The 23,856-nt window shown below is 72.6% G+C and carries 20 protein-coding genes; 10 read left to right on the forward strand and 10 right to left on the reverse strand.

Annotated features, from left to right (window positions below):
• The first annotated feature begins 54 nt into the window (after positions 1-54).
• Complete coding sequence (locus tag K1J60_RS24805) at positions 55-1,302, forward strand: MFS transporter (protein ID WP_259408309.1); 1,248 nt, start codon at positions 55-57, stop codon at positions 1,300-1,302.
• 108 nt (positions 1,303-1,410) lie between these two features.
• On the opposite strand, the gene K1J60_RS24810 is transcribed toward K1J60_RS24805, so the two are convergent.
• The 4 genes from K1J60_RS24810 to K1J60_RS24825 form a co-directional block, all read right to left on the reverse strand.
• Positions 1,411-2,085 carry a flavin reductase family protein gene (locus K1J60_RS24810; RefSeq protein WP_259407899.1) on the reverse strand — a complete coding sequence of 225 codons (675 nt, stop codon included), beginning with the start codon at positions 2,083-2,085 and terminating at the stop codon, positions 1,411-1,413.
• 65 nt (positions 2,086-2,150) lie between these two features.
• Positions 2,151-3,065 (reverse strand): enoyl-CoA hydratase/isomerase family protein, encoded by a 915-nt coding sequence (locus K1J60_RS24815; protein ID WP_220648107.1) that lies wholly within the window; start codon positions 3,063-3,065, stop codon positions 2,151-2,153.
• A gap of 73 nt (positions 3,066-3,138) precedes the next feature.
• A complete protein-coding gene (locus tag K1J60_RS24820) occupies positions 3,139-5,436 on the reverse strand; it encodes an acetate--CoA ligase family protein (RefSeq protein WP_220648108.1) in 2,298 nt (765 codons plus the stop codon).
• A 320-nt stretch (positions 5,437-5,756) separates the two neighbouring features.
• Positions 5,757-6,980, reverse strand: a complete 1,224-nt coding sequence (locus K1J60_RS24825) for a flavin-containing monooxygenase (RefSeq protein ID WP_220648109.1) — start codon at positions 6,978-6,980, stop codon at positions 5,757-5,759.
• 424 nt (positions 6,981-7,404) lie between these two features.
• Here K1J60_RS24825 and K1J60_RS24830 point away from each other — a divergent pair, with 424 nt between their 5' ends.
• From K1J60_RS24830 to K1J60_RS46070, 5 genes are all read left to right on the forward strand, one after another.
• Entirely contained in the window at positions 7,405-7,854 is a 450-nt protein-coding gene (locus K1J60_RS24830; RefSeq protein ID WP_220651670.1) for a DoxX family protein, read from the forward strand.
• Between the two features lie 20 nt (positions 7,855-7,874).
• Complete coding sequence (locus K1J60_RS24835; protein ID WP_259407900.1) at positions 7,875-8,303, forward strand: Zn-ribbon domain-containing OB-fold protein; 429 nt, start codon at positions 7,875-7,877, stop codon at positions 8,301-8,303.
• Between the two features lie 24 nt (positions 8,304-8,327).
• The gene (locus K1J60_RS24840; protein ID WP_220648110.1) at positions 8,328-8,954 is read left to right on the forward strand and encodes a GNAT family N-acetyltransferase; all 627 of its coding nucleotides are present in this window, start codon (positions 8,328-8,330) and stop codon (positions 8,952-8,954) included.
• Complete coding sequence (locus K1J60_RS24845; protein WP_220648111.1) at positions 8,951-9,745, forward strand: class I SAM-dependent DNA methyltransferase; 795 nt, start codon at positions 8,951-8,953, stop codon at positions 9,743-9,745. The genes K1J60_RS24840 and K1J60_RS24845 overlap by 4 nt, the downstream gene beginning before the upstream one ends.
• Positions 9,746-9,842: 97 nt before the next feature.
• A complete protein-coding gene (locus tag K1J60_RS46070) occupies positions 9,843-10,046 on the forward strand; it encodes a DUF3500 domain-containing protein (protein WP_259407901.1) in 204 nt (67 codons plus the stop codon).
• A gap of 13 nt (positions 10,047-10,059) precedes the next feature.
• On the opposite strand, the gene K1J60_RS24855 is transcribed toward K1J60_RS46070, so the two are convergent.
• The 3 genes from K1J60_RS24855 to K1J60_RS24865 all read right to left on the reverse strand — a co-directional run bounded on the left by K1J60_RS24855 (position 10,060) and on the right by K1J60_RS24865 (position 12,499).
• Positions 10,060-10,788, reverse strand: coding sequence for a pyridoxine/pyridoxamine 5'-phosphate oxidase (locus K1J60_RS24855; RefSeq protein WP_220648112.1), 729 nt, complete (start codon positions 10,786-10,788; stop codon positions 10,060-10,062).
• Between the two features lie 13 nt (positions 10,789-10,801).
• Positions 10,802-11,227 (reverse strand): pyridoxamine 5'-phosphate oxidase family protein, encoded by a 426-nt coding sequence (locus K1J60_RS24860; RefSeq protein ID WP_220648113.1) that lies wholly within the window; start codon positions 11,225-11,227, stop codon positions 10,802-10,804.
• A gap of 84 nt (positions 11,228-11,311) precedes the next feature.
• On the reverse strand, positions 11,312-12,499 hold the full coding sequence (locus K1J60_RS24865; protein ID WP_220648114.1) for a thiolase C-terminal domain-containing protein: 1,188 nt from the start codon (positions 12,497-12,499) through the stop codon (positions 11,312-11,314).
• 133 nt (positions 12,500-12,632) lie between these two features.
• Between K1J60_RS24865 and K1J60_RS24870 the strand changes: the two genes are divergently transcribed.
• Positions 12,633-14,045: an acyl-CoA dehydrogenase family protein gene (locus K1J60_RS24870; RefSeq protein WP_220648115.1), complete on the forward strand. Its 1,413-nt coding sequence runs from the start codon at positions 12,633-12,635 to the stop codon at positions 14,043-14,045.
• Positions 14,046-14,068: 23 nt separating this feature from the next.
• On the forward strand, positions 14,069-14,557 hold the full coding sequence (locus K1J60_RS24875) for a nitroreductase/quinone reductase family protein (protein ID WP_220651672.1): 489 nt from the start codon (positions 14,069-14,071) through the stop codon (positions 14,555-14,557).
• A gap of 121 nt (positions 14,558-14,678) precedes the next feature.
• Here K1J60_RS24875 and K1J60_RS24880 read toward each other — a convergent pair whose 3' ends face one another.
• The gene (locus tag K1J60_RS24880; RefSeq protein ID WP_033525860.1) at positions 14,679-15,326 is read right to left on the reverse strand and encodes a TetR family transcriptional regulator; all 648 of its coding nucleotides are present in this window, start codon (positions 15,324-15,326) and stop codon (positions 14,679-14,681) included.
• 349 nt (positions 15,327-15,675) lie between these two features.
• Here K1J60_RS24880 and K1J60_RS24885 point away from each other — a divergent pair, with 349 nt between their 5' ends.
• A complete protein-coding gene (locus K1J60_RS24885) occupies positions 15,676-16,596 on the forward strand; it encodes a VOC family protein (RefSeq protein ID WP_220648116.1) in 921 nt (306 codons plus the stop codon).
• Between the two features lie 329 nt (positions 16,597-16,925).
• A complete protein-coding gene (locus K1J60_RS24890; RefSeq protein ID WP_220648117.1) occupies positions 16,926-19,265 on the forward strand; it encodes an outer membrane protein assembly factor BamB family protein in 2,340 nt (779 codons plus the stop codon).
• A 162-nt stretch (positions 19,266-19,427) separates the two neighbouring features.
• Here K1J60_RS24890 and K1J60_RS24895 read toward each other — a convergent pair whose 3' ends face one another.
• Positions 19,428-22,850 carry a S8 family serine peptidase gene (locus K1J60_RS24895; RefSeq protein WP_220648118.1) on the reverse strand — a complete coding sequence of 1,141 codons (3,423 nt, stop codon included), beginning with the start codon at positions 22,848-22,850 and terminating at the stop codon, positions 19,428-19,430.
• A gap of 120 nt (positions 22,851-22,970) precedes the next feature.
• A complete protein-coding gene (locus tag K1J60_RS24900) occupies positions 22,971-23,816 on the reverse strand; it encodes a L,D-transpeptidase family protein (RefSeq protein WP_259407902.1) in 846 nt (281 codons plus the stop codon).
• Positions 23,817-23,856 lie beyond the last annotated feature (40 nt).

The raw sequence follows: 23,856 nt of genomic DNA on the forward strand, positions 1-23,856 counted from the left end.
CACATCGGCGGTGGCGGTGGCGGTGCCGTCGGTGGCGGTGCCGGCCGGGTCCGTATGCACCGCGCCTGGTTCGTCGCCGCTGTCACCTTCGTGACGATCATCGGTGCGGCGGCCTTCCGTTCGCTGCCGGGTCTGCTGATAGATCCGTTGCACACGGAGTTCGACTGGTCGCGGGGCACGATCGCGTCGGCGGTCTCGATCAATCTGGCGCTGTACGGCCTGACGGCCCCCTTCGCCGCCGCGCTGATGGACCGCTTCGGCATCCGCCGGGTCGTCGCGGTGGCGTTGACGGTGATCGCGGTCGGCGCCGGTGCGACGGTGTGGATGACCTCGGCCTGGCAGTTGATGCTCTGCTGGGGGCTGCTGGTGGGGCTGGGTTCCGGTTCGATGGCGCTGGCGTTCGCGGCGACCGTCACCGACCGCTGGTTCACCGAACGGCGTGGTCTGGTCTCGGGCATCCTGACCGCGGCCTCGGCGTCCGGGCAGCTGATCTTCCTGCCGCTGCTGTCGTGGATCGTCTCCGAGCGAGGCTGGCGGCCCGCCTCCGTCACCGTGGCGCTCGCCGCGCTGGCCGTCGTGCCCTTCGTCTGGCTGCTGTTGCGCGACCACCCGGCGGACGTGGGGCTGAAGCCGTACGGGGCGAAGGAGTTCGTGCCGAAGCCGGGGCCGGTGCAGGGGGCGGCGCGGCGGGCGGTGAGGGTGCTGTTCTCGGCGGTGCGGACGAAGCCGTTCTGGCTGCTGGCGGGTACGTTCGCGATCTGCGGCGCCTCGACCAACGGGCTCATCCAGACCCACTTCGTGCCCGCCGCCCACGACCACGGCATGCCGATCACGGCGGCGGCCTCGCTGCTGGCGGTCATCGGGGTCTTCGACGTCCTCGGCACGATCGCCTCGGGCTGGTTCACGGACCGCTTCGACGCACGGCGACTGCTGGCGGTGTACTACGCGTTCCGGGGCGTCTCGCTCCTCTTCCTCCCGATCCTGCTGGCGCCGACGGTCCATCTCCCGATGATCTTCTTCATCGTCTTCTACGGCCTCGACTGGGTCGCCACGGTCCCGCCCACCATGGCGCTGTGCCGCGAGCACTACGGGCAGGACAGTGCCATCGTCTTCGGCTGGGTCCTCGCCTCCCACCAGGTCGGCGCCGCCCTCGTCGCCTTCCTCGGCGGCCTCGCCCGCGACGTCTTCGGCACCTACGACGTGGTCTGGTACGCCTCGGGCGCGCTGTGCGCGGCGGCGGCACTGATGGCGCTGGTGATACGGCGCGGGCCGGTGGGGAGGGTGGGGGCGGCGGTGGCCTGAGTTGCCGGGGTCGGGCGGCAGGGGGACGCCTCAGCCTGCGCGGTCGAGTGGCTCGAAGGAGGTCATGGTTCGTGGCGTGCACCCGGAAGGAGTGGCGCCCGCCTTTCCTCAGGCCCTGAGCTCCCCGAAGCGTCCCCTGTGGAACAGCAGCGGTGACATCGCGTCGGCGTCCGCGCCCAGCGCCTCCACCCGGCCCACCACGATCAGGTGGTCGCCGCCGGGGTGGACGGCGTGGATCGTGCAGTCGATCCAGGCGGGGGCGTCGGTGAGGCGGGGGGCGCCCGTGGCGGGGGCCGGGGTGTGGGCGACGCCGGCGAACTTGTCCGCGCCGCTCACCGCGAAGCGTCGGCACAACTCGCCCTGATCCGCGCCGAGTACGTTCACGCAGAAGACACCCGCGCGGGCGATCCGGGGCCAGGTCGTCGACGTACGGCCGACCATGAAGACGACGAGCGGCGGGTCGAGGGACAGCGCCGAGAAGGACTGGCAGGCGAAGCCGGCCGGGGCGGGGGCCGGGGCCGGTGTCACCAGGGTTCCCGAGGCCGACGGGGTTTCCGGGGCTCCCGGGGCCGTGATCACCGTGACCCCCGTCGCGAAGTTCCCGAGGACGCGCCGGAACTCGGCCTGGTCGACCGGTGCCCGCTCGTGCTCGCCGACGCAGCGCAGTTCGGGGCGGGGCAGAGCCTCGACGACCGGCCGGGCGGCGCTCTTGCCGCGGCTCCTGTTCGCCGGGTCCGCTCTCAGGTAGCGGACGGCGGCGGCTGCCATTCCCGCGTGTCCCATCACGTCGACCATTGAAACTGACGGAGCATCAGAAGTGAAGGCCCGTCACGGTTCTTCAGTGGTCGTCAGCGGCCCTCGTAGTGAGGGTTCCGTCGCTCCACGAAGCTCGTCACGCCCTCCTGGGCGTCCGCCGTCGTCATGTTGATCTCCTGGGCCGTGGCCTCGGCGCCGAAGGCGGTGGCGCGGTCGGTGTCGAGGGAGGTGTTGACCAGGTGTTTGGTCAGGGCGATGGCGCGGGTGGGGCCGGCGGCGAGGCGTTCGGCCCACTCGCGGGCCGTCTTCTCCAGGTCCTCGGCGGGCACGACACGGTTGACGAGGCCGAGACGATGAGCGTCGGCGGCGGGCAGGGCGTCGCCGAAGAACATCAGCTCCTTCGCCCGCTGGGGGCCGACGAGGCGGGGGAGGAGGTACGCCCCGCCGCCGTCGGGGACGAGGCCGCGGCGTACGAACACCTCGATGAAGCGGGCGCCTTCGGCCGCGAGGACGAGGTCGCAGGCGAGGGCGAGGTGCGCGCCGAGGCCGGCGGCGGTGCCGTTCACCGCCGCGATCACCGGCTTCTCGCAGTCCAGTACGGCCGCGATGAGGCGCTGGGCGCCGAGGCGGATCACGCGCGCCACGTCACCGGCCACCCGCGTCCCGTCTCCTCCAGTGGGTCCGCCTCCCGTGGGCCCGACTCCCGACGTGGAGCCGTCTCCCGACGTGGACCCGACTCCCGCCGTGGATCCGCCGCCGGTCGCCGTCCCCCGTAGGTCCGCGCCCGCGCAGAATCCGCGACCGGTGCCCGTGATCACCACCGCGCGCACGGCGGGGTCCGCGGAGGCCTCGGAGAGGAGTTGGATGAGGCGTTCTCGCTGCTCAGGGGCTATGGCGTTCATCGCCTCGGGGCGGTTGAGGGTGATCCACGAGACGGCGTTGTCAGTGGCGTGCAGTATCAATGAGTCACGGGATTTTTCGGGATGTTGAAGGGGGGAAACGGACATGTGGGTGCTCCGATTCTTACGGGGAGTGATGGTTCTCCTGGGTGTGCGGGGCGCCGTCCGGGTGCGTCGGCGCTCAGCGGCACACCGCCAGCGCGTCCAGGGCCACCGCCCCCTGCCCCCTCGGCAGCACCATCAACGGGTTGATGTCCAGCTCCGCTATCTGGTCCCCGAGTTCGAGCGCCATGCGCTGCACGCGGAGCACGACCTCCACGAGGGCGTCCACGTCGGCCGGGGGAGCCCCGCGCACCCCGTCCAGCAGGGCCCGCCCGCGCAGCTCGGTGAGCATGGCGTGGGCCTGGTCCTCGCCGAAGGGCGGCACCCGCACGGCGGAGTCGCGGAGCACCTCCACGAGGACGCCGCCGAGGCCCACCGTGACCGTGGGCCCGAAGAGGTCGTCGTGGGTCACGCCCACGACCATCTCCACTCCCCGTTCGACCATCTGGCACACCAGCACCCCGTCGAGGGACACGTCCTCGTAGCGGGCGATGTCGGTGAGTTCGCGATAGGCGTCGCGGATCTGGCTCGCGGAGGTCAGGCCGATCTTCACCAGGCCGAGCTCCGTCTTGTGGGCGATGCTCGCGCCGGACGCCTTCATCACCACCGGGTAGCCGACGAGACTCGCCGCGCGTACGGCCGCCGCCGCACTGGTCACCAACTGCTCGCGCGGCACGCGGATGCCGTACGCGCGCAGCAACTGCTTGGCCGCGTGCTCGCTCAGCTGCTGCCCCGGCCGCATCAGTGCCTGCGCCTTGCGGAAGGAGGGCGAGGTGGAGCGGGGCGCCTCGTCGAAGGGGGAGCGGTAGGCGGCGGTGAAGCGGGAGTGGTCGAGGTGGGCGCGGACGGCCGTGATGCAGTTGGCGAAGGTGCGGAAGGTCGCCACCCTGGAGGACCCGAGCAGCGTCTCGCGGTAGGCGGCCTCGGTGCCCACCGGCGATCCCCACACCACGCACACCAGTTTGTCCGTCCGCTCCGCCGCGGCCACCAGGTCCTGGGCGAGCTTGTCGCTCATGGGAGGGAAGGGGCCGGTGATGGGGCAGATCAGCACCCCCACGGCAGGGTCGTCGAGGATCGCGTCGAGGATGCGGGGGCCGCGCCAGTCGCCCACGGGATGGCCGCCGTTGTCGACGGGGTTGGCCACGCTCAGATAGTCGGGGATCCACTGGTGCAGCTCGGCCTGCTTGGCCTCGGAGAGCGTGGGGAGGGGCAGTCCGGCCTCGGTGGCCAGGTCGGCGAAGTGCGCGCCCGTGCCGCCCGAGATCGAATAGACGACGACGCCTTCGGGCCTCGGCACGGCCGGCCTCGGCGCGGTTGGGGTGGGTGTGGCTGCCCCCGGGGCCGATGACCCCGGGATGCGCGCGCGCCGGGCCCGCGCCAACAGGGTGGCCGTGTCCTGGAGTTCGTCGAGCCCGTCGACGCGGATCACTCCGTACTGCCGCATCGCCGCGTCGACCACCGCGTCCGCGCCGGTGAGCTTGCCGGTGTGGGAGGCGGCGGTGCGGGCCCCTGTCTCGGTGCGGCCGACCTTGACGGCGACGACGGGGACACCGCGCCGGGCGGCCCGGTCGGCGGCGAGAAGGAAGGCGCGGCCGTCCTTGAGGCCCTCGACGTAGGCGGCGATGGCGCCGACCTCGGGGCGTTCGGCGAAGTAGGAGATGAAGTCGGCGGTCTCCAGGTCGGCCTCGTTGCCGGTGGGGGCCCAGTGGGAGAGGCGGATACCGAGTTCCTGGAGGGAGAAGACGGGGCGGCCCTGGTGGCCGGACTGGGTGATCAGTGCGATCGCCGGGCCGTCGAGGTCGTCGCGGAAGCGCTCGAAGGCGTTGAGGTTGGTGTTGGGGCCGAGCAGCCGCAGCCCGTCGGCTCGGGCCACGGCGGCGGCCAGCCGTTCCTGGACGGCGGCACCCTCCGCGCCGGTCTCGGCGAAACCGGAGGCGAAGGCGACGGCGAACTTCACTTTGGCCTCGGCCAGTTCGCCGATCACGGGAAGGGGGTCGGAGACGAGCAGCGCGGCGAGATCGACCTGTTCGGGCAGGGCGGCGACGGAAGGCGCGCAGGGGATGCCGAAGACCGACTCGCGGGTGGGGTGCACGGGGTGGAACCGGGCGCCGACGCGTTCGGACCAGGCGAGCAACTGCCGGGTGATCCCGCTGTTCGGCCGGCCCTCCGTGTCCGAGGCGCCGATGACGGCGACGGACTCCGGGCGGAAGAAACGGTCCAGGTCGGGGACGTCGGCGTGCAGCGGGCGTCCGCTGACGTCCAGGTCGCCGGCCTCGGCGGGCCTGCCGTGCACGGCCTGTGCGGGGTGTTCGCCGCACGCGATGGCCCGGGCCCGGCGGGAGTCGGTGGTGAGGGTGCCGTGGGTTGATCCAAGCATCGGTCCGCCCGCTCCTGTGTGACAGCCAATTCAGTGACGTGGCGACGTACACGTTTCTGACGACACGTCAGATTTCAGACTACTGAACTGACGCTGTGTCAGGAATGGGTGTGCGAGCAAAGTTACGCGGCAGTAAGGAGGTTGTACCCACGCGGGGCGGCGGTCAGACCTGTGGCCGGGTTCGTCCATGAGTGACGATCCGGTCGGTGCGACGGGCGGCCGTCGGTGCGCAGACGGCTGCCGGGGTGGCGACGGCTGCCGGGGTGACGACGGCCGTCTGCCCACCGACGGCCGTCTTCACGCCGACGGCCGTCGGTCGGTCAGCGTTCGGTGCGGATCCGTACGGTGATCGCGTCGAGGGTGGCGACCCCGCCGGTCTTCGCGACCGCCTTGGCGATCTTCTCGGCGTCGAGGGCGAGTTCGCGGAACATGCCGCTGATGGGGTTGGTGAAGCCGGTGAAGTACAGGCCGGTGGCGTTCTCGGGGGTGCGGGCGCCGTGCACGACGGGCTTGCCGCGTCCGTCGAGCACGTCGAGGTGTCCGACGAGGCCTTCCAGGGCGCGCCGGTAGCCGGTGGCGGCGATCACGGCGTCGACCTCGACGCGGGTGCCGTCGCCGAGGACGACCTTGCCGTCCTCGAACCCCTCGACCGGGCCGACGATCTCGACCTTCCCCTTGCGCACGGCGTCGATGAGGCCGACGTCCTGCACGGGGATGGAGCCCTCGCGCACGCGGGAGTAGAGGCCGGTGTCGGGCCGGGCCAGGCCGTGCGCCGACAGGTCCGGCACGCTGAGCTTCGCCATCGGCTTGGCGAGCCGGTCCACGAGGGCGACCGGCAGCCGTCGTACGAGGACGGCCGTGTACTGGGCCGCCCACCCGGCGGTCGTCCGGCGCACGATGTGCGGGGCCGTCCGTACCGCGAGCCTTACGCGCGCCGCCCCGCCCTCGACGAGGTCGACGGCGATCTCGGCGCCGGTGTTGCCGATGCCGACGACGAGGACGTCCCGGCCGGCGTAGGGCTTCGGGTTGCGGTACTCGGCGGCGTGCACCAGCTCGCCCCCGTACGAGTCCCGGCCGGGCCAGTCGGGGATGTGGGGCGTGTGGTTGTAGCCGGTGGCGACGACGACCGCGCCGCCGGTCAGCTCGCGGCCGCCGGTGGCGTGCAGCAGCCAGCCGGTGCCGTCCGGGGTGCGCTCGACCCGGGACACCTCGACGCCCGTCACGATCTCCAGCTGCTGCACCTCGGCGTACTTCTCCAGGTACCGCACCACGTTGTCCCGCGACACCCACCGGCCGAAGCGGCGCGGCATGGGCAGGCCGGGCAGTCCCGACAGCCGCCGGGTCGTGTGCAGGTGCAGCCGGTCGTAGTGCCGCCGCCAGGACGCGCCGACCGCGTCCGACTTCTCCAGCACCACCGCCCGCACCCCCTGGACCCGCAACGCGTGCGCGACGGCCAGTCCGCCGGGTCCGCCGCCGATCACGTAGACGGGGCGGTCGGAGGGGGCAGGGGTCGCGGGTCCCGCGGATGCACTGGAGTCGGCCATGTGCCTGAGCGTATTCACACCCTCATTTGTTGGGTCTCGGTCAAGACCGGAATTGGTTGCGGATTGATCACGGGTGTAGGAGGGGTGGGTGGGATCGGTGACGTAGGTGGGTCGGAGTGTGGGGAGGTGGTGGCCGTACGCGGTGACGGCGAGACAGGTGGGCCGCAGGCCCTCCCCCTGCCGGGGGAGGGCCTGCGTTCCCGGGGTCGGCCACCCCCGGGCTCGCGGCCAGGGGGTCTGGCCGAAGTTGTGCGGGCGTGCCATGCCGATCGGGTTCGTGCCCTGGGCAGGACACGGGACGGACGGGGCCTCACTTGCACGCCCCGGGTTCCGTCGGCCGGTCCGCGTCTCTTGCGCATCCACCCCCCGTCCGCTGAACTGACGTACCGTCAGAAACCCGCGTGGGTGCGGAAGGGCGATGTCCATGGAGACGATCTGGCTCAGCGGTGCCGAATGGGTGGCCGTGCTGCGTATCGGGCTCGGGCTGTGGTGGCTGGAGAGCTGGCGGCACAAGGACAAGAGGGCCTGGTTCGCGGAGGGGACCGGGATCGCCTGGGCGGCGGGGGTGGCGGAGAAGCATCGGTGGGGAGCGGTGCGTGGAGGGTTCGACGTGGTGGTCAGGCCTCGGCCGAAGGCCATGGCCTACGTCGTCGTCTACGCCGAACTCGCCCTCGGGCTCGGGCTGGTCCTCGGGTTCCTCACGCCGATCGCGCTCGTCGGCGGTCTGGTGCTCAACCTCCTGTATCTCGTGCTGATGATCCACGACTGGGCCGAGCAGGGGCAGAACTCGATGATGGCGCTCATCTCGGTGGTGGCGCTGTTCGGGATGTCCTGGCAGACGTGGTCCCTCGACAGCGCGCTGGGCTTGTTCTGACGGGTGAAGGGAGCCCGGTGGTGAGGGGTGGCGAGGGCGTGCGGTTCGATCTGCCGGAGGTCGACGGCCTCAGTCGTACGTACTGGGACGCCGCCGCGGAAGGGCGGCTGCTGCTGCGGCGGTGCGGGGCGGCGGGCTGTGGGCGCGCCCATCACTATCCGCGCGAGTTCTGCCCCTACTGCTGGAGCGAGGACGTGCGATGGGAGCAGGCCTCCGGCCGCGCCGTGCTCTACACCTGGTCCGTCGTCCACCGCAACGACCTGCCGCCCTTCGGGGAGCGCACGCCCTACGTGCCCGCCGTCGTCGACCTCGCCGAGGGGCCCCGGATGATGACCGAGGTCGTGGAGTGGGAGGACGGGGGCGGGGAACTGCGGGCGGGGACGGGGCTCCACGTCGCCTTCCGGGAGAGCGGGGGCTTCGTGGTGCCCGTATTTCGCGTGCGGGCGTGAAGGGCCGCGCGTTTCAATGGGGGCGTGAGCCGTACCGATGAGCGAGCCTCCGACCCGTCGCCCGATCCTGCCTGCCCGCCCTCCGTCGAGCCGCACGGTCACGGGCTGCGCCTGTGCGCCTGGGACGCCGAGTCCGACGCCGATGTCGAGGCGTGGTTGCGGGGCCGTACCGATCCCGACTTCCAGCGGTGGAACACGCCCCTGGTGTGGGACGCGAGCTTCGAGGGCGCCCGGGAGTCGCTGCGGCGGCGGGCCGAGTCCGACGCGGAGGGCACCACCGTGGCCTTCCGGATCACGGACGCGGAGAGCGGCGCGACCCTCGGACAGGTCGGGCTGAGCGGGATCGACGCGCATATGCGCAGGGCCGTCGTCGGCTACTGGGTGCTGCCCGAGGCCCGCGGCCGCCGGGTCGCCACCCGGGCCCTCGACCTCGCCGCCCGCTGGACCTTCACCGAACTCGGCATCCACCGGCTCGAACTCGACCACGCCGTCGGCCATGGCGCGTCCTGCCGCATCGCCGAGCTGTGCGGGTTCGCCTTCGAGGGGCTCATGCGCGGGGCGGCCTTCGAGGAGGGGCGCCAGGACGCGTTCCGGGACGCCCACCTGCACGCACGACTGGCCACCGACCCGGCCCCGGAGGGGATTCGATGAGCGCGGAGAGCCGAGAAGAGTACGAGACCGTCGACGACCCCGACGGGTACTTCGGGGAAGCCGTGGCCGCGTACTACGACGACGCCTCGGACGACCCCTTCGACGAGGTGTTCGGCCCGGAGGCCGTGGACCCGGTGGTGGACCTGATCGCCGGTCTCGCGGGCGGGCCGGGAGGGGACGCGCGGGCGCTGGAGTTCGGCGTCGGCACCGGGCGGATCGCGCTGCCGCTCGCCCGGCGGGGCGTGCCGGTCCACGGGATCGACCTGTCGCGGGCCATGGTGCGGCGGTTGCGGGCCAAGCCGGGCGGCGCCGACATCGGTGTCACCATCGGAGACTTCGCCACGGCACGGGTCGACGGTCCCGGGTTCACCGTCGCGTACCTGGTCTTCAACACGATCGGCAATCTGACCACGCAGGACGCCCAGGTGGAGTGCTTCCGCAACGCCGCATCCCATCTCGTGCGGGGTGGCCGCTTCGTCATCGAGGTCGGCGTGCCGGACCTGCGCAGACTGCCGCCGGGGCAGAACGCGGTGCCGTTCCGGGTCGGCCCGACGCGGCTGGGGTTCGACACGTACGACGTGGCGACGCAGGGGATGCGGTCGCACCACGTGACGGTCGTCGACGGACGGACGCAGTACCGGTCGATCCCGTTCCGGTACGTCTGGCCGGCCGAGCTGGATCTGATGGCCCGGCTGGCCGGGATGCGGTTGCGGGACCGGTGGGCGGGGTGGAAGGGGGAGCCGTTCACGAACGACAGCACCAAGCACGTCTCCGTGTGGGAGAAGGTCTGAGGGCGGTCCGCGCCGCGCCCGAGGCGGGCGGGGCGGGCACAGGCCGTCCACGGCCGGACTTCAGAAACCGTTCAGCTCCGCCCCCGACCTTGGGCGCATGACGGAGAACACCCACGCCCACACCCACACCCCCCACGACGCTCACGGCCACCGCCCCCGCGGAAGCGGTGGTGGCGGTGGCGGCATGGGCGGGCCGGGCGGTACCCCGACCCAGCAGCACATCCACACCATCATCCGCACGCCCAACGGCGGCGACTACGGCATCGATCTCCTCAAGCTGCACCTGGAGAAGGACCACTGACGGTCCGCGCGGGTCAGGGCCACAGCAGCTCCGTGGCCCAACCGCCGCCGTCCCGACGGTAGTCGAGCCGTACGTGCCGGCGCCGCGTGTCCCCCTGGAAGAACTCCACCTCGTCCGGCTCCACGACATACGCCGTCCAGGAGGGCACGGGTACGTCCGGTTCCCGCTCGGCCCGTGCCCAGGCGGCCTCCGACGCGCGCTCCAACTCCTCGTACGAGGAGAGGACTTCGCTCTGGTGACCCACGAGAGCGGCGGCCAGCGCACCCGTCGAGCGGGCGTGCAGGTCGGCGTGGGCGACTTCGGCGGGCTCGACCGTGACAGGGCCCCGCACCCTTACCTGGCGGCCGAGGAGGGGCCAGTAGAAGCCGAGGGACGCGTACGGCCGGTGCGCGAGCTGCCGGCCCTTGCGGCTTCCGGCGTGGGAGGCGAAGTGCCAGCCCCGCGCGTCCACGTCGTGCAGCATCACCGTACGGACGTCCGGCCGCCCCTCCGCGTCCGCCGTGGCCAGCGACATCGTGTGCGGCTCCACCTCCCCGGCCGCCACCACCTCCCCGAACCAGGTGGCGAAGAGCGACACCGGCTCGGCGGGCGCCGTGGCCGGGTCGAACAGGGGCAGAGCGCTGACCTGCGGATCCCAGACGCGCAGCCCGCGCAGGGCCTGCACGAACTCGGACGGCGTGGCGGGGACGGGGTCGGGCGCGGCCTGGGCCTGGGCCTCGGGCCGGGAAGGGGGCTCGATCATGGGTGGGACGGTCTCACACCGTGCCCAGATCGGACGAGACCCACCGCTCGGGGCGCATGCGGATGACGACCTGGTCGCCGTGGTTCGAGGAGGAGAAGTCCACGTAGCCGTCGACCTTCTCGGGCGCGAGGTAGCGCGCGGAGATCTCCCGGAGCTGGTCGAGAGTGGCGGGGGCCGTGTCGGTGACGGGGCCCTCGACGGAGACGTAGCGGATGGTGGGTTCCAGGCGGTCGATCATCAGGGTGAAGCGTCCGGCGGCCTGGATCAGCCGGTTCTTGCGGGAGTCCCGGCCGGTCATGACCCAGATGTCGCCCCCGGGCTCGTACTGGTACCAGATCGGTACCGTCAGCGGGGCCCGACCCTCCCCCGCGTCCACCGCCAACGCGGCCACATGAGCCTCGGCCAGAAACTCCTCGCGCTCCTTGCGGGACAGTGCCATGTCACTTCCTCCGGGATGTTTCGGGGGCGCCTTCGCCTGCCGAGTCGCTTCAGCGCCCCGGCTACGCCCGCTATTCCGGCCCGCTCACCCCCGCCCCAGCACCACCGTTCCCGACGAGCAGAACCAGCCACCTGTGCCCGAGGCGACCGCCAGGCGGGGGAGGTCGCCGGTGGGGGTGCGGATCTGGCGGGCGTCCGCCTCGCCGCGCAGCTGGCGTACGGCCTCGACGAGGAGGAAGAGGCCGCGCATCCCGGGGTGCTGGGCGGAGAGGCCGCCGCCGTCGGTGTTGACGGGGAGGTCGCCGGTCAGGGTCAGGCGGCCCTTCTCCACGAAGGCCCCGCCCTCTCCCTTGGCACAGAACCCGAGGTCCTCCAGGGTCACGAGGGTCATGTACGTGAAGGCGTCGTAGATCTCGGCGAAGTCGATCTCGGCGGGGCGCACTCCGGCGCGTTCGAAGGCCAGGCGCCCGCTGACCGCCGCCGGGGAGACGGTGAAGTCCTCCCACTCGGACATGGTCGTGTGGGAGGTGTGCTCGCCGGTGCCGAGGATCCAGACGGGTGTCGGCGGCCGGCAGTCCCGTACGTACTCCTCGGCCGCCAGCACGACCGCCGCGCCGCCGTCGGACCGGATGCAGCAGTGCAGCTTGGTGAAGGGGTCGGCGATCGGCGCGGACGACAGCACGTCGTCGACGGTGATCGGGGTGCGGTACATCGCCTCGGGGTTCGCCGCCGCGTTCGTCCGGGCCTGCACGGCCACCGAGGCCAGCTGTTCCAGGGTGGTGCCGTACTCGTGCATGTGGCGGCGCGCGGCCATGGCGTACTTGGCGATCAGGGTGTGCCCGTAGGGGACCTCGTACTGGAGCGGGCCGCGCGCCCCGAAGGAGAGGTTGCCGGTGCGGCGCCCCGCCTTGATGTCGGCGCGGGCCGTGGAGCCGTAGACGAGGAGCACCACGTTCGCGTGTCCGGCGGCGATGGCGTCCGCCGCGTGCGCCGCCATGACCTCCCAGGTGGAGCCCCCGACGGACGTGGAATCCACCCAGGTGGGCCGCAGACCCAGGTACTCCGCCACCTCCACCGGCGCCAGCGTCCCCAGTCCGGCCGATGCCAGGCCGTCGACGGCCGTGCGGTCCAGCCCCGCGTCGGCGAGGGCGCGGCGGGCGGCCTGTGCGTGGAGCGCGTACGGGGTCGCGTCGTCCACCCGGCCGCAGTCGGACAGGGCGACGCCGACGACCGCGACCTTTCGTCCCTGTGGGGAAGGCGCAGCAGGGGTCATGAATCTGACGGTACATCAGATTCGGGCTGCGCAAACCTGTGCGGCGGCCCTGTGCTTCGGTCGGCATCCCGCCTAATATGACGGACCGTCAGATACGGAGATCGTGGCCGGGGGAACGGAAGGGGGACCGCCCATGGATGCCCGCTTCACCGCCGAGCAGGAGGAGATCCGGCGCACCGTGCGGGAGTTGCTGCTCAAGCGCTGTGGTCCGGAGGAGGTCCGGGCCGCCGTGCGGACGGGACAGGGGTACGACGGCGGGCTGTGGGCCGCCCTCTCCGAGCAGCTCGGGCTGCCGGGACTCGCGCTCCCCGAACCGTACGGCGGCGTCGGCTGCTCGGTAACGGAATTCGCCTTGGCAGCGGAGGAGTTGGGGCGGGCGCTCGCCCCCTCTCCGCTGCTGGCCACGTCCGTCCTCGTCGCCCCCCTGATCCTCGCCCTCGGCACCGAGCGACAGCGCGCCGAGCTGCTCCCCCTGCTCGCCTCCGGCCGGCTCACCGCCGCCCTCGCGGTACCGGGCGGCGCCCTCTCCACCGCACTGGCTCTGACCGCCGACAACAGGGGCGCGTGGTCCGGCGGCGGCCGGGCCGGCGGCGTCCAGGCCCGACGTACCGGGGACGGGTGGCGGCTCTACGGGGAGGCCGGACAGGTCCTCGACGGGCACCGCGCGGGGCTGCTGGTCGTCGCCGCGCACGCCGGGGGGTACGCCCGCTCGCGGACGCTGCTGTTCCTGGTGCGGGCGGGCAGGGAGGAGGGCGGTGGCGTCGACGTTTGGGCCGGTGCCGGTGCCGGGGTCGTACGGGTGCGGCAGACTTCCGTCGACGAGACGCGACCGGTGGCCAGGCTCGAACTGCGGGATGTGCGGGCCGAGTTGCTGGGCGACGACGACGAGGTGGACGTGCCGGGCGCCCTGGCCGGTGTCGGGGACGCGGCGGCCGCCGTGCTCGCCGCCGAGGCCGTGGGCGCCGCCGACCGGGCGTTGGAGCGGACGGTCGCGTATGTGCGCCAGCGGGAGCAGTTCGGGCGGCCGATCGGGTCGTTCCAGGCGGTGAAGCACCGGCTCGCGGACGTGTACGTACGGGTGCGGGCGGCCCGCTCGGCGGCGTACTACGCGGCCTGGGCGGCGGCCGAGCCCCCCGGGGAGGGCCGCAGCGACGGGGGATGCGTGCCGGTGCCCGGCCCGGAACGGGTCGGTGGGCTGGCGCTCGCCCAGGCCCTGGAGGCCTTGCGGGTGGCCGCCGGGGAGGGGATCCAGCTCCACGGGGGGATCGGGTTCACCTGGGAGCACGAGGCGCACCTGTACTTCAAGCGGGCCGCGGGGGACGAACTGCTCTTCGGGCCGGTGCACCGGTTACGGGGGCGGGCGGCCGACGCGGCGGGGATCTTCACGGGCGCAGGCCGGGACCGTGCCGGCCGCGACGGCGACGGCCGGGACCGCGTCGGCCGGGGGTTTGACGGACGGGGTCCCGGTGGTCGGGGGTTTGACGGACGGGGTCCCGGTGGTCGGGAACTCGACGGGCGGGGCGTACGCGAGGAGGTGCGGGGCTGATGGCTTCGAGGAGCGCGGCGGGGATGACCGAGGGGATCAAGGGCATGGGCGTACGGCTGGTGCAGAAGGTGTCCTCGGCACCCGCGTTCGCCCGGGTCGCGCCGCACGTCATACCCGCCCTGGACCGCGCGGTGCACCGGGTCACCCGGGGCCGCGTGCTGCTCAGCGCGCAGCTGCTGCCCGGGGTCGTCCTGACCGCGACCGGCGCGCGCAGCGGGGTGCCGCGGCGTACGCCGCTGGCCTGTATGCCCGAGGAGGGCGGCGGGAGTTGGGTTCTCGTGGGGTCGAACTTCGGTCGCCCGGGCCACCCCGCCTGGAGCGCCAACCTGCTGGCCCACCCCGAGGCCGAGATCAACTGGAAGGGGCAGGACATCCCCGTCACCGCGCACCTGCTGGCGGGCGCGGAACGGGCCGCCGTCTGGCAGGAGTTGCTGCGGTTCTGGCCGCCGTACTCGACGTACCAGGCGCGGGTCGACCGGGAGATCCGGGTGTTCCGGATCGTACGGCGCTGAGCCGTGTGCCGAGTGAGTCGCAGGGGCCCGGTCCCGTGAACGCGGCAGGCGGCACTCCTCGGGCGAGGGTGCCGTCTGCGTGACAGGAATCGCGTCCGGGGGCGTGCCCGGGGGCTCCTGGCTACTTGGTGGGCTTCTTGCCGGTGATGCCCAGGTGGACCAAGAGGGCCAGGTTGGGCTTCAGTTCGGCCTGCTTCACGCCCCAGGTCTGGAAGCCCTTCTGGTGGCCGGAGACCGAGGCGAGCATGGCGACCAGGGAACCGGCGAGGGCCGCCGGGTTCACGTCCTTGTCGACGCGGCCCTTGGCCTGGAGTTCGGCGACCGTCTCCGAGAGGGAGTTGGTGACCGAGTTCAGGATCTTCATACGGATCTTGTAGAAGCGTTTGTCGCCCTCGGCGGCGCCCAGGTCGATGACGCGGAGGATCGCGTCGTTCTTGCGCCAGAACTCAAGGAATCCGTCGACGAGTTCCTGCGCGGTCTGCCAGCCGGCCTTGCCGACCCAGGAGCGGCCTTCGAGGAGGCTCGTCAACGCGGCGCCCTCGGTGGCCATTTGCTCGGCGATCTCCAGGACGGCGCCCTCGACGTCCGGAAAGTACTGGTAGAAGGTCGCGGGTGAAGTGCCCGCCTTCCGGGCGACATCAATGACTTTGACGTCCCGGTAGGGCGACGAGCTGAGCATCTCGCTGAGGCAGTCGAGCAGCTTCTGCCGGGTCGCCTGCCCTCGTCGGCCGGCCACGCGGCCGTCGACGGTACGCACTTGTCCTGTCATGCCGTCAGCTTACCGAGGGGTGATCGGAGCGCGATTCGGCCGACTGCAAATGGGGAGTACGGGCTTCACCAAGGGGTTCGCGTGGTGAGCGGGGAGTGGGTTGGCCATTTTCTTTCGCCCCCGCCGCCCCTGCCCGTCCCTCCCCCCACTCTCGGCTTCGCGCGAGCGGGAGGTGCCCCCACCGAGGGGCTGCGCCCCTTTGACCCCCTCGGTGGGGTTTTCGGGTGCGGGTTCGGTGGGGGCTGGTCGCGCAGTTCCTCGCGCCCCTTGGGGGCGCCCCCGCCCCGCGCGCCCCGCTGTCGGACGCGCCCGGCGCGCGGGGTGGGGCGTGCGCGCTTACGTTGGCGCTATGGCCGATGAGACGGGGGGCGCCGCCGAGACGGGAAGCGCCCCGTATCCCGAGGGCGTGCCCTGCTGGGTGGACGCCCAGCTGCCCGACGTGGAAGCGGGCAAGCGGTTCTACGGCGAACTCTTCGGGTGGACCTTCGAGGTGGCGCCCGGAGACGGCGCGCACGAGGTGTGGGCGCGCGTCGAGGGCGCCCCCGTCGCCGCCCTCGCTCCCAAACCCGACGGCCGTCTGCCCACCGTCTGGACGGTCCACTTCGCGACCCCGGACGCGGCCGCCCTCACCGCCCGGATCGTCGCGGCCGGCGGCCAGGTGATCACCCCGCCCACCCCGGTCGGCCGTCTCGGCACGGCCGCGCTCGCCACGGACCCGGAGAGCGCGGTCTTCGGCCTCTGGCAGGCCGCCGCGCACCACGGCTTCGGTCGGCGTCACGAGCCCGGCACGTTCGCGTGGGCCGAGCTCTACACCCGCGACACCAAGGCGGCCAACTCCTTCTACGCGCACCTCTTCCACGACGCCCTCTTCGGCCCGGACGCCACCCCCGACTTCGGCCGCGCCACGCTCACGGACGTCTTCCCGGCGGAGATGCCGTCGCACTTCCTGGTCCACTTCGGCACGGAGGACTGCGAGGCCGCGCTCGGGACCGTCAGCCGGCTCGGGGGCCGGGTGCAGGTGCCGCCCTTCGACACCTCGTACGGAAATGTGGCGGTCGTCACGGACAATCAAGGGGCGTCGTTTGCGCTGCTCCAGCGGAGGGACGACAACGGCTGGCGGGAGGCCCCGCGGGCGGCGGATCAGGTCGAACAGCGTCCGGACGAACTCCGGCAACAGGGGGACCACCAGCGCGAGGACGAGGCGCGGCCGACGGGGGAACGCGCGGTGAACGGTCCGGAGGGCGACGCTGACCAGCGGGAAGACCGCTGAGGCGGCGGCTGCGGGCAGTTCTCGGGTCAACCCGCGGTCCGGTGGTCGCGCGGGGCGTGAAGGGGGCGCCGGGCGGGCAGACGTACGGGGTTGTGCGCCGGTGGTACGCGGCCCGTCGTGCTGTCCCACCATCCGGGCTCCCACTTCCCGAGGGGCGGACAACGTGGTTTTGTCCTGAGACACCCCGATCCGCCCCCGGGTTCGCACCTGCCCCCGGTAGCAGGAAGAATCGGGGTGCGTGCCGCCATGGCGGTGCGGTGGTGAGACGCTGCACGGGGTCGCGCGCACAACGTGGGTGACGCGGTCCGTACGGGGAGGTGGCAGGGCAAGTGGTGGATCAGCTGACGCAGCACGATCCGCGGCGGATCGGGCCGTTCGAGGTGCTGGGACGGCTGGGGGCCGGCGGCATGGGGCTGGTCTATCTGGCGCGCTCGGCGTCGGGTCGGCGCGTCGCGATCAAGACGGTGCGGACCGAGCTCGCGGAGGACCAGCTCTTCCGGGTCCGTTTCACGCGTGAGGTCGAGGCGGCCCGCGCGGTGTCCGGTTTCTACACGGCGGCCGTGGTCGATGCCGACCCGCGTGCCGCCGTGCCGTGGCTGGCGACCGCGTACGTCCCCGCGCCCTCGCTCGAGGAGATAGTGAACGACTGCGGGCCCATGCCGGTCCAGGCCGTCCGCTGGCTCGCCGCGGGTGTGGCCGAAGCCCTCCAGTCCATTCACGGCGCCGGACTCGTCCACCGCGACCTGAAGCCCTCCAACGTGCTCGTCGTCGAGGACGGGCCGCGTGTGATCGACTTCGGTATCGCCTCCGGCGTGTCGAACACGCGTCTGACGATGACGAACGTCGCCGTCGGTACGCCCGCCTACATGTCCCCCGAGCAGGCGAAGGACTCGCGGAGCGTGACCGGCGCGAGCGACGTCTTCTCGCTCGGCTCGATGCTCGTCTTCGCGGCCACCGGGCACGCGCCGTTCCACGGCGCCAACCCCGTCGAGACCGTGTTCATGCTGCTGCGCGAGGGCCCCGACCTCTCCGGCCTCCCGGACGATCTGCGCCCCCTCATCGAGTCCTGTATGCAGATGGACCCGACCGCGCGCCCGAACCCCGCGGACCTCCAGGCGCAGCTCGCGCCGCACCTCTTCGGCTCCGGCTCGGACGACAGCGGTACAGCGTCGGCGTGGCTGCCCGAGAAGACGGTCAGCCTGATCGAGACCCGCCGCGGCGGACGCCCGGCGCCCAAGCAGCAGAACTCCGGTGGACGCAGCGGCGGCGGCGCCCGCCCCGCGCCCGTGCCCCCGCCGCCGCCCCCGTACGACCCCGCGCCCGTCTCCCTCGGCGCCCCGGACACCGGACCGGTACGGCTCGCCGGCGGTCAGGTGCCCATCGGGCCCGGTCCGCGCGTCGCCGACGCCCGCGCCGCCGCCGTGAAGGCGCCCCCTCCCGAGGCCGGTCTCGCCGCGTCCTGGTCCCGGCCGCGCGCCGGCGTGAACGGTGCCGACCCCGCGCCCGCCGTGGCCCCGCCCGCCCCGGAACCGGCCGCCTCCGGCTGGCGCCCCTGGCGTTTCCGCATGTCGAACGACGTCTGGGGCACCCCGTCCGTCGCCGGTGACCTCGTCTACGTCACCTCCTTCGAGGTACACGCCCTGGACGTGGCCACCGGCCGGCGCCGCTTCAAGACCCGGGACGTCGCCTGGTCGATGGCGGTCGCCGACGGACGTATCCATGCCTCCGACGGCCCGACCCTCTTCGCGCTCGACGCCCGCGAGGGCGCCGACCTGTGGCGGCTGTCCACGGAAGCCTGGGTGTACTCGCTGAAGGCCGACCGGGGCACCGTGGTCACCGCCACCCGGGGCGGCGGCGTCCAGGGCTGGGAGGCGTCCAACGGGCAGAAGCTGTGGGAGCTCACCGGCGCGCAGACCGACTTCGAGTCCCCGGAGGCCGGGCCGGTCGTCCAGGACGGCACGGTGTACATCTGGAAGGACGCCCGGCTGCGCGCGCTGGAGGCCCGGACGGGTGAGGAGCGCTGGTCGTACCCCATCGGCGACGCGGCCTCCTGCGGTGGCGTCCCGGTTCGGCTGACCCCGGCCTCCGACGGCTACGTCTACATCGCCGCCGGGAGCCGCGTCCTCGCCGTCGACATCGCCGGCGGCCATGTCCGCTGGCACTTCGAGGCCCCGGCGGTGTTTCTGTCCGCCCCCACGTTCGCGCCGGGTCCCGCCGTCACGGGCGGCGGTGTCTACCTCGCCGACTACCTCGGCACGGTCTACGCCCTCGACGCGACCGACGGCCGCGACCGGTGGCGTATCGCCACGGAGTCCCGCTCCTCGCTGGAGCCGGTGCTCGTGGCCGCCGGGCACGTCCATGTCGGCAGCGGCAAGGGGCTCTACACCCTCGACGCGGTCACGGGCACGCCGAAGTGGCGCTTCCAGGCGGGCGGCGAGATCGTGGGCGCGCCGTCGGTGGCGGAGGGCCGCATCCACTTCGGCTCCACCGACCACCTGCTGTACACGCTGAAGGCCGACGACGGCCGGCTGCGCTGGAAGCTCGCCACAGGCGGCGAGATCACGGGCTCACCCGTCGTCAAGGACGGCGTCGTCTACGCGTGCAGCAAGGACCGTTGTGTGTACGCGCTGGACGCGGAGAAGGGGACGGGGACGGCGCGGACGTCTTAGGGCCTTTCTGATGGATCCCCGTGGCGTCGCGGCGTCCGGTGCGCCCAGTGCCCCTGAGAAGCAGGGGCCGCGGCGCCCGTGCTTTCGGTCCCGTCCGAAGCGGTGGTCGAAGGTGGTCGAACACCGCCCCGGACGGGACCGGTTGAGAGGTACCGCGTCAGCTCACTTGGTGATGAGGTAGGCCCGCTCGATCGTCTGGACCAGGGTGTTGCCCGAGTCGTCGGTCAACTCGGCCCGCAGGGAGACGGAGCCGGGCTCGGCCGGGTGCTCCAGCGACAGGTGGGTGCCGTCGACTGCCTCGGCTGACCGCCAGGTGGCGCCTTCGTCGTACGAGACCTCGAAGGCGAGCTTGGCGGGCTGCCGGCCGGCCGCCGCGCCCTCGACGGCGAACGGCACATCGAACCGCTCGCCCGCCTTCGCCGTGCTGTCCAGGGACAGTTCGGGGGAGAAGCGGATCACCGACACCGGCAGTGCGGTCGGTTCGCCCTCGGGGGTCTTGGCGGAGCGGAAGGTCCACTCCGCCCTGACACGGGTGCTGACCGTCGAGAGCCCCGGATCACGGGAGTTGTCCAGGATCAGCCTGTACGCGCCGGCCCGGTCGGGAACGGTGAACTCGGTGATGCTGTTGGCCGGGGAGGAGCGGAGGGGGATCTCCTCGCCGTCGACCTGGAGCGAGCGCTCGGCCGAGGCGGATCCACCGCCGCTGTCGTAGTGCCCGGCGCCGTCGCCGAACAGCGGCAGAAAGGCCGTGACGACGTTCCCGGACCGCTCGATACCGGGCTTCCCCGTCGCCACGGAGCCCACGGAGCCCACGGAGCCCGCGCCGCCGCCGAGGGCCGGGCCGAAGACGCCGACGTTGAACCGCTCGGTGTGGCTCCGGCCGGCCTGCCAGGTCCTGGGCAACCCCTGGAGCAAGTACTCGAACGCGCCGTCACCGCTGCTCTGCTGCACGGCGAAGGACCACTTGACGCCGTTGTCGAGGATGTATGTGGTCGTGCGCAGCGGCAGTCTCCCCGTCAGCAGGCCGTAGCGGCCGAAGAGGTCCCCGTCGGGCATATGGGGACTCGCGGCCACCTGGACGTCCTTGCCCGCGGCGGGTGCGCCCGCCTGGAAGTCGACCTCGGCGAGCTGTTCCCGCTCCACCTCGGCGGTGAAGCCGCCCAGGTCGCCGCGGCGGTCCCAGGAAAGGTGGTAGGTGACCGGCCTGCCCTCGTCGTCCCGGGTCGTCCAGTCACCGGAGTACTGGGCGAACGCGGCTTCGGCGGGCACCTCGGGGCCGAGTTGCCCGAACCGCATGCCCTGGAAGGTCGGGAGCCAGTACCCGCTCGTGTTCTTGGGCATCCCCGCGGCCCGTTCGTAGCGGATCGCGACGGTGGCCTCGGTGTTCTCGGCCGCCGTGTCGGGCACGGTGATGTCCAGCGGCTGTGCCTGCCGGGCGTCGACGGTGACGGTGGTGTCCTTGTCCAGAGTCAGCTTCGGCCGCATCAGTACGGCCTGGGTGGAGGACGTGAAGTCGGGGTGGACCACACCGGTGAGGCCGTAGTCTCCCTTGGGCAGCCGTACCGTGAGCTCGCCGTCCTCCGCGTCGGCGTAGCTGGTGTAGAAGTCCCTGTCGAGGCCCTCCACGGTGGTGACGGCGTCGCCGGCCGGCTTGCCGTTCTCGTCGATGTGCTTCAACGTCAGGTCGAACGACTCGACCTCGCGCCGCACCCCGACGGCGGTGCGCACCGCGACCTCGTCATCGGCCGAGACGGCCGACACCGAGCCGCCGAAGGTGCCGTCGGCGCTGCCGGAACGGGTGTCCGCGGTCACGTCGGCACTGGCCCTGCCGCCCGCCGGGACGGTGAGCCGCTGGGGGGACACCGCGAACATGCCCTCGGCGGCGGGCTTGCCGTCCACCGAGAAGGCGTCGACGGAGAGGTCCAGGGTGACCGGCTCCGTACCGAGATTCTCGTAGGTGAGCTGCTTGGTCACCGGTTCGTCGTCGTTGTGCGGCCACCGGTGCGCGCCGAAGTTGATCGGCCCCTGCTCGGTCACGACGCTCTGGTCCAGCGCCCGCACTAGATCCGTACGGCCGGTGCCCTGCTGGAAGGAGCTGTACGCGCCCGGGTCGGCGGAGCCCGTGAGGACGGCCTTGATGCGCTCGCCGGTCCAGTCGGGGTGCTGCTGGGCGAGGAGGGCGGCGGCGCCCGCGACATGGGGGGTCGCCATGGAGGTGCCGCCGACGGTGATGTAACCGGGTGCCGGGGACGGCTTCGAGCCCTCCAGGACGCTGCCGGCGGCCGCGGCGGCCGTGACGGCGGCACCGGGCGCGGTCAGGTCGGGCTTGACCCCGCCGTCCCCGACCCGCGGGCCACGGCTGGAGAAGTCGCCGAGCTGGTCGGCCCCGTCGACCGCGCCGACGGTGAGCGCGGCCTCGGCGCTGCCGGGCGAGCCGACGGTCCCCTCGCCGAACTCGCCCTCGGTACCCTCGTTGCCGGCCGCGATGACGAAGAGCGTGTCGGACTCGGCGGAGAGCCGGTTGACCGTCTCCTCCAGCGGGTCGATACCGGGCATGTCCAAGTGGCCGAGGCTGAGGTTGACGACGTCGGCCCCCTGGGCCACAGCCCACTCCATGCCCGCGATGATGCCGGAGTCCGAGCCCCCGCCGAAGTCGTCGAGGACCTTGCCGTTCAGGAGCTTCGCGCCGGGGGCGACACCCTTGTACGTGCCGCCGTCCCCCGCGGGAAGACCGGCGCCCGTCCCGGCCGCGATGGACGCCACGTGCGTGCCGTGGCCGAACTTGTCGGCGGTGCCGGACTCGGAACCGGTGAAGTCCTGCTCGGCGACCACCCGGTTCGCGAGATCGGGGTGGGTCGTGTCGACGCCGGTGTCCAGCACGGCGATCCTGGTGCCGGTGCCGGTGCCGTCGTACCCGGCGGCCCAGGCGGTCGGCGCGCCGATCTGCGGGACGCTCTTGTCGAGGACGGCCCTGCGCCGCCCGTCGAGCCACACCCTCTCCACCGCGGTCGAGGCGGTGAACGCGTCGGCACCGGTGTCGGTCACGGTGTCCCAGAAGTCGGTGCCGCGCTTCTTGACGGACCGCATCGCCTTCCCGTTGACGGCGGGCAGCGCACGGCCCATCCGGGCCCCGGCCCCGGTGAACGGGGACATCGAGGGCGCTTTCTTGCCCTTGAACGTGACGATCAGCGGTACGTCGCCGCGTCCCGCGTCGTCGTAGCCGTCGGCGACCAGCTGGGTCACGTCGAACAGCCGGGCGTCCAACTTGCCCTGCGCCAGCAGAAGTTCGGCATCACCGGGTACGACCCGGGTGTGTCCGTCGACCATCCGGACGGAGAACGGCACCCGCTCCCGGCCCTCCGCCCGCACCACCCCGGCGACCTTTCCGGCACCGTCCACCCTGACCTGGTCACCGGTGACCAGCGTCACCGTCTTCAGCGGACCGGGCCGGGAACTCCCGGTGGCCGATGTACCGGCCGGGGCCCCCTGGGCGGACTCGCCGGGGAGGGCGGTCAGCAGCAGGGCGGTGGTGGCCAGCCCCGCCGCCGCGACCAACGCGCTTTTTCGTCTCGCGCCTGACTCCACCTGAAATTTCCTCTCGGTTCGTGCTCGCTCGTTCGTGCTCGCTCGTTCGTGCTCGCTCGTTCGTGCTTGGTCGTTGACGCACTGGTCGTTCGCGGGACTGGTCGTTCGCGGTAGTGGTTGTCACCGTGCGAGGGACGTGTGGTCGCCCATGACGGCCACCGGGTGCAGCGCGGGGTCGAGCGCGAGCAGCAGTTCCTTCATGTGCTGCTTCGCCAGGCTCACGCAGCCGTGGGTGGGTCCCCCGTGGTCGACGTGCAGCCAGATGCCGCCCCCGCGGTTCGCGCCGAGCGGGCGGGTCCAGTCGAGGGGGGAGGTGCCCGGCTTGCGGTTGTAGTCGATTGCGATCACGTAGTCGAAGGAGCCGGCGAGCGGCTCGCCCTCGAATCCGGTGCCGCCGATGGTGAAGCTGCCGGACCGGTCGTAGGGCAGTTTCGTGCCCGGGTCGGCGAGCAGTCCGCCCGCGTCGCTGAGGGTGAACACACCGGTGGGCGAGTGCAGGTCGCCCGCGTAGTGGTCGTCGGTCCAGCCCCTGAGCGCGTTGTGGGCGGCCCAGGTCCTCCCGGCGGCCCAGCCGCCGTCGTCGGTGCGCTGGTACAACACCACGTGCGCGTCAGGGGAGTTCTTGGCCTCTCCGGTGACGAGGACGACCTGCCGGGCGTTGTCGGGGATCTCGGCGAGCGTCCGGGGGCCGAGGCCCGGCAGGTCGGTCGGCGCTGGGGCCGCGCTCGGGTCCGCGGCTCCGGCGGCCTTGCTTCTTGCACCGGTTTCCGCTGCTTCACCGGTGTCTGCCGCCCGGGCGACCTGTGCGGGTGCCTTCGCCGGGTCCCCTACGGGGGTCCTCGCGTCCGACCCCCCGGTGCCGCAGCCGGCCAGCAGGCACAACGAGACGGACAGCAGTGCCAGGGCGGACCGGGCCGGGACGGTGCGGGCCGGGCTGGTGCGACGGGTGGGTTCTCCGCTGTGCATGGGGGCCAGCGTGGAGCGCGGATATCAGGAAGTGGTCAGG

The sequence above is a fragment of the Streptomyces akebiae genome, from assembly GCF_019599145.1.
Lineage (GTDB): Bacteria > Actinomycetota > Actinomycetes > Streptomycetales > Streptomycetaceae > Streptomyces > Streptomyces akebiae.